We start from the raw sequence: 12,139 nt of genomic DNA on the forward strand, positions 1-12,139 counted from the left end.
CTCGATCACACGACTACAGGTCACATCCACTGTAGCAGGGGCCGGGGGGTGGTCGATCGGTCGGCAGGTGGGCGCCGCCGGGGGCGTCGGCCGGCAACTGCCCTTCACCGCACCCGCTTTCGTCTGGGCTCCTGCTCCGCGGCCAGCCGTCGCCGGCCCGTCGGCGCTCCCGTTGACAGGCCGAGCGCGGCCGTGCCAGCATCGTCACCTGTTGAACAGGTGACGGAGTCGAGGCGCTCGACCGAGGCCACACGTGTGGACCCGCCCGCGACCGGGCGGCCGGAGAGCGGCCGCCCGCCGGGACCGTCGCCACCCCGAAGGAGCGCACTGACCATGGCGGGAAGACCGAAGCGGAGGGCCGAGGGCGCCCCGGTGGGGCGGCGAGCGGTGCTCGGCATGCTCGGCGCGGGCGTCGCGGGGATCGCCGCGGCGCCGTACCTCCAGCGCGGCTGGGAGGGGTTCCTGGCCGCCGCCTCCGAGCGTGACGCGACCGGCCTGACCGGCCTGCTGCCCAACCCCGGCGGCTTCCGGTACTACAGCGTCGTCGGCTCGGTGCCGCACAAGGACGAGACGAACTACGAGCTGCGCGTCGGCGGGCTGGTGGAGCGTCAGACGATCTACACCCTGCCGGAACTGCGCGCGCTGCCGCAGACCCGGGTGGTCCACGACGTGCTGTGCACGGACGGCTGGCGGGTGGACCGGACGCCCTTCGAGGGGGTGCGGCTGGCGGACCTCCTCGACGCCGCCGGAGTGCGCTCCCCGGGCGCAGCCGTCCGCTTCACCTGCTTCGACGGCGAGTACACCGAGAGCCTCACCCTGGAACAGGCCCGCCGCTCGGACGTCCTGGTGGCGCTGAACATGCAGGACCAGCCCATCACCCACGCGCACGGCGGGCCGGTCCGCCTCTACGTGGCGCCCATGTACTTCTACAAGTCGGCCAAGTGGCTGTCCGGCATCGAGGTCACCGACAGGGTCGTCCCCGGCTACTGGGAGGAGCGCGGCTATGACATCGACGGTTGGCTCGACGGCGCCGACCGGCGCGGCGAAGCGGCCTGAACACCGGGGCCGGGTACGGCGGTTCAGCACCGCGGAACGCCTGGTCCACCGGGCCACCGGCGTCCTGATGCTGCTCTGCCTGGCCGCCGCGGCCTGCCTCTACCTGGGGCCGCTGGCCCAACTCGTCGGGCGGCGCCACCTGGTGGCCACCGTCCACGAGTGGTCGGGCGTGCTGCTGCCGCTGCCGCTCCTGCTCGGACTGTTCTCCGCCGAGTTCCGGGCGGACCTGCGCCGGCTCAACCGCTTCGCGCCGTACGACCGGGAGTGGCTGCGGGCCGTCCGCCGGCGCCGGGCCGGGCCCGAGGCGCGGCCCGCGGGCAAGTTCAACGCCGGGCAGAAGCTCTACGCGGGCTGGATCGCCGGCGCGGTACTGGTGATGGCGTCGACGGGCCTGCTGATGTGGTTCACCCACCTGCTGCCGTTCGTCTCCCGCACCAGCGCGATCTTCGTCCACGACGTCCTGGCCTGGGCGATCGCGTTCGTGGTCCTCGGCCACCTGCGCAAGGCGCTCCAGGACCCGGAGGCGCGGCGCGGGATGCGCACCGGGTACGTCAGCCGCTCCTGGGCGGCGCGGCACCACTCCCGGTGGCTGCCCGGGGACCGGACGGACGCCTGAGCCCGTACGGCCGGCTCTCACCTTCCTCTTCCTTGCCGCGACTCCTTCGCGGCACCTTCTTCGCCGCACCTGCTTCGCCGAACCTTCTTCGCCACACCTTCTTCGCCACACCGCTTTCGACCACCCTGCCCGGCCGCCGGACACACGTGCCCGCGCGGCCGGGCGCACACCCACGTACTTCCTTGGACGGGACACCCATGAAGAAATTCCTGACCGTGCTCGCGACCGGCGCCGCGCTGGCCGCGGTGAACCTGCCGGCGGCGACGGCGGAGACGCCGTACGGCTCCGCGCCCGCGGCGTCCGGCTGTTCCGCGCCGGCCGTGCGGGCCCCCGCCGGCACGGCGGTGGAGTCCGTGACGGCGGACCGCCGGGCGGGCGGCACGATCGACGGGACAGGGGTGGTGGGCGGCACCGTCACCGGTGTCCCCGCGTTCTGCGAGGTGGTGGTCACCCTCACCCACCCCGGTGACGACGACCACGCGAAGGTGCGGACCTGGCTGCCCGTCAGCGGCTGGAACGGCCGTTTCCAGGCGCTCGGCGGGAGCGCCTTCGCGGCCGGGGACAACGGCGTCGGGATGGGCACGGCGGTCAGGAACGGGTACGCCGCGACGACCACCGACGGCGGGCTCGCCGACGCCGTCGACATCGGCTGGGCGCTGAACGCGAAGGGCGAGGTCGACACCGCGCTGCTGGAGAACCTCGCGTCCCGCTCCCAGCACGAGGCGGCACTCGTCGGCAAGCAGGTGGTGGCGGCGCACTTCGGCCGACCGGCCTCCTACTCGTACTTCAACGGGTGCTCCACCGGAGGGCGCCAGGGCTACCTGGAGGCCCAGCGCCACCCCGACGACTTCGACGGCATCCTGGCCGACGCGCCCGCCGTCAACTGGGACGAGTTCGAGGTCGCCACCCTGTGGCCGCAGGTGGTCATGAACAACGAGCGGACCTACCCGTCCGCCTGCGAGTTCAAGGCCTTCACCGACGCCGCCGTCGCGGCCTGCGACCCGCTCGACGGGGCCAGGGACAACCTGGTCGCCGACGCGTCGCGGTGCGACTTCGACCCGCGTCGGCTGATCGGCACCACGGTGGTCTGCGACGGGAAGGAGCTGACCATCACGGCCGCGGACGCCGCCGTGGTGCGCAGGATCTGGGACGGTCCGCGCACCGCGTCGGGCCGGAAGCTGTGGTCCGGCGTCCCGGTCGGCGCCGACCTGGCGGGGCTGGCCGGCACCGAGCGGGACGCGAACGGCCAGGTGAAGGGCACGCCGTTCCCGGTGCCCCGGCTCTGGGTGACGACCTGGCTGAAGAAGCAGCCGTCGTTCGACGTCTCGACGATCACCTACGACCAGTTCACCCGTCTGTTCGAGCAGTCCCAGGCCGAGTACGACCGGATCATCGGCACCGACGACCCCGATCTGTCCGCCTTCCGCGACTCCGGCGGCAAGCTGCTGACCTGGCACGGCCAGGCCGACCAGTTCATCCCCACCCAGGGCACCGTCGACTACCGGCGGCAGGTCGAGCGGAAGATGGGCGGCACCAAGCGCGTGGACGACTTCTACCGCCTCTTCCTCGTCCCGGGTGCGGCCCACTGCGGCCTCAACAAGGGCGCCGGCACGGTCGACGACCTCGCCGCCCTGACGGCCTGGGTCGAGCAGGGCAGGGCGCCGCGGACGCTGCCCGCCACGCTGATCGACGCCTCCGGGCGCAGCGTCGAGCGTGACGTCTGCCGCTACCCCGAGGTGTCCCGCTACCGGGGCCACGGGGACCCGGCCGCCGCCGCTAGCTTCCGCTGCGTCCTCCCCTCCCGGCACTGATCCCCGCCCGGTGCCGACCCGGCCCGGCCCGCGCCCGACGGCGCGGGCCGGGCCTTTCCGCGTCGGTCTCGTCGTCACGCGCCGGCACGCGGCCCTTCGTCACGCGCCGGCACGCCGCCTCGCGGAGGGCGTTGCCCGGGCACGGCGAAGGGGCCGACAGCCGGTGCTGTCGGCCCCTTCCGTCCTGTGGCGGGTCTCACCTGGTCCGCAGCGGCCCCGCGAAGGACTTGCGCAGGGCCGGGGGAGCGGCGACGGGGAGCAGCGCGGCGAGCATCCGGCCCTTGAGGGTGGTCGGCTGCCGGGTCAGCCGGACGTCGACCAGGGTGCCGTCGCCCTCGGGGGTCATCCGGAACACCCAGCCGCCGCCGGGGCCGAAGAGCTTGGAGTCGAGGGTGGTGACGGTGACGGTGTCGCCGCCCGGCTTCCACTCGTAGTGGGCGCGCTCCCAGGCGGCGGCGGTTCCCTCGGTGACCTCGGCCCAGGTGTCGCCGAGCGCGTGGACCTCGAAGTGCTCGGCGTCGATCGTCGGCCAGGTCTCGGCGCGGGCGGGGGTGAAGTCGGTCAGCACCGCCAGGACGTCCTCCGTGCCGAGCGTGGAGAGGAGCTGGAACCGTACGACTGCCATGGTGGGTGTCCTCATCGGGAAGTAACTGTTCTGATAGGTGACGGTAGGTTTTCATGAAGCTACGTCACCGGTCAAGGTGGTGACGGTGAAATGGGGCCCGCCGGCCCGGGCATGCCGGCGCCCGGCGCCGCCGACATGGCGGCACCGGGCGAGAAGGGGCGCGCGGGGCGGACCGGCAGCGGTCCGTCAGTGGGCGGTGGCGCGGGCGGCCCGCTCGATGACGTCCGCGACGAGCCGGGGGTGCGAGACGGCGACCGAGTGGGAGGCGGCGACCTCGGTGGTCTCGGCGTGGGCGCGCTCGGCCATGAAGCGCTGCGCCGCGGCCGGGATGTTGAGGTCGCGGGTGGTGACGACGGCCCAGCTGGGCTTGGTCAGCCAGGCGGCGGAGGTCGCCTTCTCCGTCAGGGCGGCCTGGGCGACGGGGCGCTGCCCGGCGGCCATCTGGGCGGCCTGGCCGGCGGGGACGTCGGCGGCGAACTGGTGGCGGAACGTGTCCTGGCGGATGTACAGGTCGGTGGCGGTGCTGCCGTCGGCCTGCCGGTAGTCGACCGGGTCCAGGGCGTCGGGCAGCGTCGAGCCCGGGTACCTGTTCGTCAGTTCGAGGGCGCTCTCGCCCGGGGCCGGCAGGAAGGCGGCCACGTAGACGAGGGCCTTGACCTCGGGGTCGTCGGTGGCGGCCTGGCTGATGACGTTGCCGCCGTAGGAGTGGCCGGCCAGGATCTTGGGGCCCTTGACGTGGTCCAGGACGGTGCGCAGCGCGGCGGCGTCGGAGGCGGGTCCGCGCAGCGGGTTCGCGGCGGCGACCACCGGGTAGCCGTCGGCGCGCAGCGCGGCGACGACGCCGTTCCAGCTGGAGCCGTCGGCGAAGGCGCCGTGCTCCAGGACGACGGTCGCCCTGGTCCGGCCGTTCGCGAAGGCCTCGGCCGCGGTCGCGCCGTCGGCGGTGCCGGCGAGGGCGAAGGCGCCGAGCGCCAGGCCCGCCGTGAGCGCCGAGACCGCGCTCGCCGCCGGCCGCCCGCGTCCACCCTTGATGCTCACCACGACAGATCCCTCCCGGATTTCGGCGTGGGCGGGCGGCATCACCGATGCCGTCACCGCCCTGACAGGTGATGAGAATGCCGCCCCCGTCCATCACCTGTCAAGGCGGTGACGATCAACGCTCTGCGGGGTGTCGCTACGCCGGGACCACCCGGTAGCTCAGAGCTGCCAGTGGCAGGTTGGACTGCGCCAGCGACCCGGTGGCCCACGCCCGGGCGTCGCCGCACCCGGCGTCGGCGTACAGCACCACCGACGCCGCCCCGTCGGCGACCTGCACCGAGCGGACGGGCGCCGCCAGCGCGTGGCACGTGCCCAGGTCGGCGAGGTCGACGGTGGTCACCGCCCCCTTTCCGTCGGCCGCGGAATAGAGCCGCGCGCCCGGCTCCAGCGGCGGCCAGCCGGCGGCGCCGGCCGCCCCGGCGCCGAGTGCGACCAGGGCGGCGGCCATGGCCGCGGCCGTGACCGCGCCGCGGAGCCTCGCCTGGGATGTGAACATGCGACCACCTGCTTTCGTGTGGCGGAACTGCCGGAAAAGCCGACCCGCGACCCGTCGCCGGGCCCTGGCCGGGAGGCAGATCCTTGCATCTTCAACAAAGCGCCTGGGAGTGCCGATCCAGCCAAACGCGTGTGCGCCGCCAGGTGTGTCTCCATCTCCATCATCACCGGCTTGACAGGTGACAATTTGGATCGCACCCTGAAACCGTCATCCGTGACCGCCGATCAGGAGAGTGGCCATGAGCAACCAGCCCGCGGGCGACCCCGCCGCCGAGTCGCGCCACGCCCGCTACGGCAGCCTCCCCGAGCGCATCCGCTTCGAGGACATGACCGAACAGTCGGCCACCGGCCCCGGCGGCGCGGCGAACACCGCCTACGACCCCGAGCGCGCCTGGAACTTCTACTCCTGCCTGGCCGTCGACCTGGGCCTGTAGCCCCGACGGCCCGCGCCCGTCCGGCGCGCCGGACGCGCCTTGTGGGACCTCGCGGAGGGCTGACAGTATGTCAGGCCACGTCCCCGGGCCGATGCGAACGCGTGGCCCCGGGGCGCCGCGGAGGAGGAGGCGGGATGGCACGGGTGAACCTGCGGGCCGCGTTCATGAGCGGGCTGTCGTCCACCGTCACGGCGCAACAGGTCTTCACCAACCGGGTCGACGAAGTGGCAGCCTTCGAGTGGTCGGTGGAGTGCCTGGCACGCACGCTCGACGAGGCGGAGGTCTCGCCGGTCGTGGACCGGGCACAGGGCCGCCGGAACGTCCTGACGCTCTACGGGGTCGGCGGGATAGGCAAGTCGACGCTCTCCCACGAGCTGGAGCGCCGGCTCCTCGCGGACGCCGCGGCCGAGGAACGCGACGACGTGGTGGCCGTCCGCGTCGACCTCGCCGAGGACGGCGCCCGCGACATCGAGGGCCTGCTGCTGCGCCTGCGGGCCGGCCTGGGGCAGCTGGGCAGCCGCTGGCAGGCCTTCGACCTGGCGCTCGCCTCGTACTGGGCCCGGGCCCACCCCGGCGAGGCCCTCCAGGACTTCCTCGACGCCTCGCCGGCCCTGCGCCGGGCCTCCCGGAACATCGGCCTCGGCGACCAGATCACCCAGACCGTGCAGGAGGTCGACCCCGGTGGCCTCGGCGGCCTGGCCGGACTGGCGCACCGGGCGGCCCTCGCCACCTACCGCGCCGTCCGGGACCGGGTCCGCGAGGGGCGCCTGCTGGCCGACTGCGAGCTGTTCGCCGAACTGGTCGAGGCCGACGCCGACTACGAGACGCTCTCCTACTTCCCGTACCTGCTGGCCTGGGACCTGGAGCGGCTGCCGCCCCGGGGCCGGCCCGCCCGGCGGCCCACCGTGTGCGTGTTCCTCGACACCTTCGAGATGGTCAACGGCCGTGCCGACCGGACGGTGGAGCGACTGATCCAGCGGTGCGCGTACCTGATGCCGAACGTGCTGTTCGTGATCACCGGCCGCAACCGGGTCGACTGGGCCGACGCGGGCGCGGGCGGCGAGCTGGACTTCACCGGCCCGCAGTGCTGGCCCAACCTGCACTACAGCAACGACACCGTCGAACCCCGCCAGCACCTCGTGGGCTACCTCTCGGACTCCGACGCCGACAGCTACCTCAGCGAGGCGCTCACCCGGGACGGCGAGCCGGTCATGCCCGCCGAGGTCCGCCGGCGCATCATCGCGGGCGGCCAGGGGCTGCCGCTGTACCTGGACCTCTCGGTCTCGCACTTCGCCGCCCTCCTCGCCCGCGGCGGGCAGCCGTCACCGGCCGACTTCGGCGGCACGTTCACGGCGGTGGCCACCCGGTCGATCCGCGACCTGCCCCGGGAGGAGCGCGACCTGGTCCGGACCGCGGCGCTCACCGAACGGGTCGGGGCGGAGCTGCTGCGGGCGGGACAGCCCCACGTCTCCGACGGCAGCGTGGCACGCTTCCTGCGCCGGCCGTTCCTGACCCACGACGACGCCTACGCCCTGCCCTACGCCCTGCACGCGGCGCTGCGCCGTGCCATCGGCGAGGCGGACCGGACGCTCCCGGACGGCTGGTCCGACCGGGACCGCAGCGAGGTCGCGGCCCGGCTGCTCACCTGGCTGGGCCGGCGCATCGGGCCGTCCGCCGGCCGGGTCGCCGTCGCCCAGGCGCTCGGATCCGGACTCAGGCTCTCGGCGGCGTACGGCGTCTTCGAGGACTGGATGGCCCGTGCCACCCAGCGCCTCGTCGAGGCCGGGCAGTGGACGGAGCTGGGCGCCGGGCTCGCCGCCGACCGGGCCGCAACGCCGGAGTACCGGGCCGTGCTCGCCGCCATACGCGGCGTCCAGCTGCGCCGTACGGGCCGCGCCGCGGAGGCGATCGAACTGCTCGGCGGCGCCGCGGAGGGCGTGCGGCAGGGCAGCTCGACGGCGCAGCTGCTCCGGATCCACCTCGCCCACGCGCTGCGCAACCACGGCGACTACACCGAGGCCGCGGAGATCTACTGCGGCCTGGTCGGCGGCGAGTTCGACGCGGCGGCCCGGTACTGGCTCTGCGACTACGACTACCTCAACGGACGGTTCGGCACGGCGCTGGGCTCGCTCCGGGAGCAGCGCAGCAGTGGCCCGGAGGAGGAGGGCGAACGCCTGCGGCTGATCGGGCACATCTGGCGGGTGAACGCCCGTTTCGACGAGGCGACCGCCGTGTACACCGAGGCGATCGACCTGGCCCGGCGGGAGGACCTCGCCGCCGCGGAGGCGAAGGCGCTGGCCAATCTCGCGCAGACCGCTTGCTGGGCCGGCGACACGGCGGTGGTCGCGGACGCGGCGGCCCGGGCGAGGGACCTGCTCGATCTGGTGCCCAACCCGGTCGAACTGGTCAAGATCCGCTCGGCCGAGGCGGTCGCGCACGCGGTGGCCGGCGAGGACGGGGCCGCTGTGGAGGCGGTCAGGAGCACCCGGCAGCTCGCCGACGGCATCGGCTACCGCGGCGGCCACAACCTGGCCGACGTGGCCCAGGTCCTGATCGGGGTGCTCGGCGAGGACCGGGACGGCGCTCGCCGCACCCGGGCCGAACTCGACGCGCGAACCCGCAGGTCGGGCGGCAACACCTACTGGGTCCCGATCGTGACCAGCTGGATCGACGGCGTCCCGAAGGCCGCGGAGCACGACCCGACGGTCGAGTGGGTGGACGGGCCGGCCGAGTCGTTGGGCCGCTGGGCGGAGGTCGCCGCGCGAGGATGAGACATCGGCGCCCCGGTGCGCGGGGCCGGTACGGACGAGGGGAAGAGGGACCATGACCCAGCGGGAGCGCGTCGAACCGGTACGTGTCGGGCTGGTGGGGATCGGCGTCATCGCCGCCACCCACCTCACCGTCCTCGCCGAACGGCCTGACGTGGAACTGGAGTTCACGGTCGACCCCGGGCCGGTGGAGCCAGTGGAGTTCCGGGGCGGGCGGCCGCCGCACTACGGCGGGCTGGGCGAGGCGCTCGACGGACACCGGCCGGACCTGCTGGTCCTCGCCACCCCGACGGAGACCCACGCCGAGCTGCTGACCACAGCACTGCTGCGCTCCACGGCCAGGATCCTGGTGGAGAAGCCGCTCGTCCACGACCGCGCCTCCCTCGCCGCGCTGCGCGCGCTGGACGGGAAGTCCGACGTGCGGGGCCGGGTGTTCACCGCGCACCACTTCGCGTTCTCCCCGGAGGTCGACTGGGCGGCGGACCTGATCGCCGCACACCCGGACTGGGGGCCGGTCACGACCGTCACCTCGGCCTTCTACGACCCGTACGTCCTGCGCGGACCGGAGGCCTTCGCCTCGTACGTCTCCAGCTGGACGGACTCCGGGGTGAACCAGCTCAGCATGCTCACCCGCTTCGTGGACCTCGTCGGAGTCAGGTCCTTCCGGCAGACGGACAGCGGCGCGAGCGCGTGGTGCGCGGTGGACTTCCGCTCCCGAGGCGAGGCGGGGACGGCACGGCTGCGCAGCAGCTGGCTGACCGGGTCCAGCAGCAAGGAGAGCAGCCTGGCGTTCGGCCGCTCCGGCGTGGAGGTGTGGATCGACCACACCGCCATGACGGGGTTCGCCGCCAGGGACGGCGAGTTGCTGGCGGCGTTCGGGAACGACGGCAGGACCGAACGGAAGGTCGCCCACTACCGTCCGCTCTACGCCAGCCTGTTCTCCGGCCGGCCCGATCCGGTGATCGGCTTCGAGGCCGCGGAGCGGATCACCGCGATCCACCGGGCGGTGCCCGACCCGGAGTAGTCAGGGCGTGGGGTGGCCGGTGAGGTGGGCGAAGACGTCGTCGAGGGTGGGGCGGCGCATGGTGAAGTCGGCGACGGGGATGTCGGTGCGGCGGAGGACGGCGGCGACGGTGGCGATGTCGTTGAGGCCGTCGTCGAGGGGGATGGAGAGGCGGCCCTTCTGGGGGTCGACGGTGGGTTCGGTGGTGAGGGCGGGGCGCAGGGCGGCGAGGGCGGGGGCGAGGTCTTCCGGGGAGCGGACGGTCAGCTCCAGCCATTCGCTGCCGACCTTGCGCTTCAGTTCGTCGGGGGTGCCGTCGGCGATGACGCGGCCGGAGTCGACGACCACGATCTGGTCGGCCAGGTAGTCGGCCTCCTCCAGGTACTGGGTGGTGAGGAGCACCGTGGTGCCGGCGTCGACGAGTTCGCGGACCCGGCCCCAGAGTTCCATCCGGCTCACCGGGTCGAGGCCGGTGGTGGGTTCGTCGAGGAAGAGCACCGGGGGCGCGGTGATCAGGCAGCTGGCGAGGTCGAGGCGGCGGCGCATGCCGCCGGAGTAGGCGCGGGCGGGGCGGTCGGCGGCTTCCGACAGGCGGAAGCGCTCCAGGAGTTCGTCGGCGCGGCGGCGGGCCTCGCGGCGGCCGAGGTGGAGCAGGGTGCCGAGCAGGACGAGGTTCTCGCGGCCGGTGAGGACCTCGTCCACGGCGGTGTACTGGCCGGCCAGGCCGATCCGGCGCCGGACCTCCTGCGGTTGGCGGACGACGTCGTAGCCGGCCACCTCGGCGTGGCCGCCGTCCGGGGTGACCAGCGTGGTGAGGATCTGCACGGTGGTCGTCTTGCCGGCGCCGTTCGGGCCGAGCAGGCCGAGGACGGTGCCGGTCCGGACGTCGAGGTGGATGTCCGCGACCGCCACGACGTCCCGGTGGCGCTTGTGCAGGCCCTCGGCGCGGATGGCCATGTCCATGTGGGGCTCCCGGTCGGTGGCGTGGAGGGGAGGGAGGAGGGGAGGCGAGGGAGGCGGGGTGCGGTCAGGCGGTGAGGCGGACCGGGAGGCTGGTGTAGCCGTGGACGAAGTTGGAGTAGAGCCGGACCGGCTCGCCGAGCAGGTCGATCCGGCCGACCCGGTCGCGCAGGGCGGCGAGCATCGCCTCGACGTGGGTCCGGCCGAGGAAGGCGCCCAGGCAGAAGTGCGGGCCGTAGCCGAAGGCGACGTGCTTGTTCGGGGTACGGGCCAGGTCGAAGCGGTCCGGGTCGGCGAAGACCGTCTCGTCGAAGTTGGCCGCGCTGTTCCACAGGGTGACGACGTCGCCGGCCCGGATCGTCCGGTCGCCGAGTTCCACGTCGGTCAGGGCGCGCCGGCCGAAGTGCATGGCCGGGGTGGTCCAGCGCATGACCTCCTCCACGGCGGTCTCCAGGCCGACCGTGCCGTCCTTCAGGGCCCGCCACTGGTCGGGGTGCTCGGAGAGGGCGATGAGGGCGCCGATGGAGGACATCCGGCTGGACTCGTCGCCGCCGAGGATCAGGCTGTAGCAGTTGAAGACGACCTCCTCCTGGCTCAGCGGCTCGCCGTCGACGGTGCCGGTCGCCAGGGCGCTGATCACGTCGTCCCCGGGGTGCCTGCGCCGTTTCGCGGCGAGCTCGGAGAAGTAGAGCAGGATCTCGTTGCGGGCCAGCCACTCCTCGGTCGCGGTGTGCTCGGCGCTGGTGCGGGAGAGGGTCTGGGTGTTCCAGTGGACCAGCCGCTCGCGGTCCTCGACCGGGACGTCCATCAGGTCGCCGATGGTGTTGATCGGGATGTGGTCGGCGAGGTCGGTGACGAAGTCGAAGGAGCCGCGGTCGAGGCCCTCGTCCAGCAGCGCGGCGGTCCGCTCGTGCACGCCGGCCACCACCGGGGCGAGCACCCGCGGGGAGAAGGACTTGAGCATCAGGTTGCGGATCTCCCGGTGCCGCGGACCGTCGGTGACGGCGAGCATCCTGCGGGAGGCGGAGTCCTCGCCCTGCAGCAGGGTGGTGAGCACGTTGCCGCGTTCGGAGGTGAACTGCTTGTTGTCGCGGTAGACGGCGAGCACGTCGGCGTGGCGGGAGACGGCCCAGAACGGCGGGCCCTGGTCGGTGGCCGGGTGCGGGTGCACCGGCCGTTCGGCCCGGAAGCGGGCCCACATCGCCCGGACGTCGAGGTCGAGGTAGGTGTGGGGGTCGGTGAGGTCGATGGCGTCGAGGTCGAGGCCGGAGACGTCCGCGGGGCCGGCGGGGCCGGCGACCGTCGGGTGGTCCAGGTTCTCCAGGGGCATGGT

General features: G+C 73.6%; 11 protein-coding genes. 6 read left to right on the forward strand and 5 right to left on the reverse strand.

Annotated features, from left to right (window positions below; all coding sequences use genetic code 11):
* The first annotated feature begins 333 nt into the window (after positions 1 to 333).
* The 3 genes from ACFY0X_RS09480 to ACFY0X_RS09490 all read left to right on the forward strand — a co-directional run bounded on the left by ACFY0X_RS09480 (position 334) and on the right by ACFY0X_RS09490 (position 3,483).
* Positions 334 to 1,056 (forward strand): molybdopterin-dependent oxidoreductase, encoded by a 723-nt coding sequence (locus ACFY0X_RS09480; RefSeq protein WP_387751178.1) that lies wholly within the window; start codon positions 334 to 336, stop codon positions 1,054 to 1,056.
* A complete protein-coding gene (locus ACFY0X_RS09485) occupies positions 1,004 to 1,672 on the forward strand; it encodes a cytochrome b/b6 domain-containing protein (protein ID WP_387751181.1) in 669 nt (222 codons plus the stop codon). The genes ACFY0X_RS09480 and ACFY0X_RS09485 overlap by 53 nt, the downstream gene beginning before the upstream one ends.
* 197 nt (positions 1,673 to 1,869) lie before the next feature.
* Positions 1,870 to 3,483, forward strand: a complete 1,614-nt coding sequence (locus tag ACFY0X_RS09490; RefSeq protein WP_387751183.1) for a tannase/feruloyl esterase family alpha/beta hydrolase — start codon at positions 1,870 to 1,872, stop codon at positions 3,481 to 3,483.
* Positions 3,484 to 3,679: 196 nt separating this feature from the next.
* Here ACFY0X_RS09490 and ACFY0X_RS09495 read toward each other — a convergent pair whose 3' ends face one another.
* From ACFY0X_RS09495 to ACFY0X_RS09505, 3 genes are all read right to left on the reverse strand, one after another.
* On the reverse strand, positions 3,680 to 4,108 hold the full coding sequence (locus ACFY0X_RS09495; RefSeq protein ID WP_387751186.1) for a hypothetical protein: 429 nt from the start codon (positions 4,106 to 4,108) through the stop codon (positions 3,680 to 3,682).
* Between the two features lie 186 nt (positions 4,109 to 4,294).
* Entirely contained in the window at positions 4,295 to 5,149 is an 855-nt protein-coding gene (locus tag ACFY0X_RS09500; RefSeq protein WP_387751189.1) for an alpha/beta fold hydrolase, read from the reverse strand.
* 133 nt (positions 5,150 to 5,282) lie between these two features.
* Positions 5,283 to 5,642: a hypothetical protein gene (locus ACFY0X_RS09505; RefSeq protein WP_387751192.1), complete on the reverse strand. Its 360-nt coding sequence runs from the start codon at positions 5,640 to 5,642 to the stop codon at positions 5,283 to 5,285.
* Positions 5,643 to 5,880: 238 nt separating this feature from the next.
* On the opposite strand from ACFY0X_RS09505, the gene ACFY0X_RS09510 reads away from it, so the two are divergent.
* The 3 genes from ACFY0X_RS09510 (at position 5,881) to ACFY0X_RS09520 (ending at position 9,867) form a co-directional block, all read left to right on the forward strand.
* Positions 5,881 to 6,075, forward strand: coding sequence for a hypothetical protein (locus tag ACFY0X_RS09510; protein WP_387751195.1), 195 nt, complete (start codon positions 5,881 to 5,883; stop codon positions 6,073 to 6,075).
* A gap of 134 nt (positions 6,076 to 6,209) precedes the next feature.
* Entirely contained in the window at positions 6,210 to 8,846 is a 2,637-nt protein-coding gene (locus tag ACFY0X_RS09515) for a hypothetical protein (RefSeq protein WP_387751198.1), read from the forward strand.
* A gap of 52 nt (positions 8,847 to 8,898) precedes the next feature.
* A complete protein-coding gene (locus ACFY0X_RS09520) occupies positions 8,899 to 9,867 on the forward strand; it encodes a Gfo/Idh/MocA family protein (RefSeq protein WP_387751200.1) in 969 nt (322 codons plus the stop codon).
* Here ACFY0X_RS09520 and ACFY0X_RS09525 read toward each other — a convergent pair whose 3' ends face one another.
* Both ACFY0X_RS09525 and ACFY0X_RS09530 read right to left on the reverse strand, forming a co-directional pair.
* Entirely contained in the window at positions 9,868 to 10,809 is a 942-nt protein-coding gene (locus ACFY0X_RS09525) for an ATP-binding cassette domain-containing protein (protein ID WP_387751202.1), read from the reverse strand.
* Positions 10,810 to 10,873: 64 nt separating this feature from the next.
* On the reverse strand, positions 10,874 to 12,136 hold the full coding sequence (locus ACFY0X_RS09530; RefSeq protein WP_387751205.1) for a cytochrome P450: 1,263 nt from the start codon (positions 12,134 to 12,136) through the stop codon (positions 10,874 to 10,876).
* Positions 12,137 to 12,139 lie beyond the last annotated feature (3 nt).

The sequence above is a fragment of the Kitasatospora sp. NPDC001547 genome (genome assembly GCF_042894165.1).
Lineage (GTDB): Bacteria > Actinomycetota > Actinomycetes > Streptomycetales > Streptomycetaceae > Kitasatospora.

Bases quoted from the DNA above. Each gene is read 5' to 3' on its own strand.
- ACFY0X_RS09485 (WP_387751181.1), top strand. From the start codon at position 1,004: ATGACATCGACGGTTGGCTCGACGGCGCCGACCGGCGCGGCGAAGCGG.
- ACFY0X_RS09515 (WP_387751198.1), top strand. From the start codon at position 6,210: ATGGCACGGGTGAACCTGCGGGCCGCGTTCATGAGCGGGCTGTCGTCC.
- ACFY0X_RS09505 (WP_387751192.1), bottom strand. From the start codon at position 5,642: ATGTTCACATCCCAGGCGAGGCTCCGCGGCGCGGTCACGGCCGCGGCC.
- ACFY0X_RS09525 (WP_387751202.1), bottom strand. From the start codon at position 10,809: ATGGACATGGCCATCCGCGCCGAGGGCCTGCACAAGCGCCACCGGGAC.
- ACFY0X_RS09530 (WP_387751205.1), bottom strand. From the start codon at position 12,136: ATGCCCCTGGAGAACCTGGACCACCCGACGGTCGCCGGCCCCGCCGGC.
- ACFY0X_RS09520 (WP_387751200.1), top strand. From the start codon at position 8,899: ATGACCCAGCGGGAGCGCGTCGAACCGGTACGTGTCGGGCTGGTGGGG.
- ACFY0X_RS09480 (WP_387751178.1), top strand. From the start codon at position 334: ATGGCGGGAAGACCGAAGCGGAGGGCCGAGGGCGCCCCGGTGGGGCGG.
- ACFY0X_RS09490 (WP_387751183.1), top strand. From the start codon at position 1,870: ATGAAGAAATTCCTGACCGTGCTCGCGACCGGCGCCGCGCTGGCCGCG.
- ACFY0X_RS09495 (WP_387751186.1), bottom strand. From the start codon at position 4,108: ATGGCAGTCGTACGGTTCCAGCTCCTCTCCACGCTCGGCACGGAGGAC.
- ACFY0X_RS09510 (WP_387751195.1), top strand. From the start codon at position 5,881: ATGAGCAACCAGCCCGCGGGCGACCCCGCCGCCGAGTCGCGCCACGCC.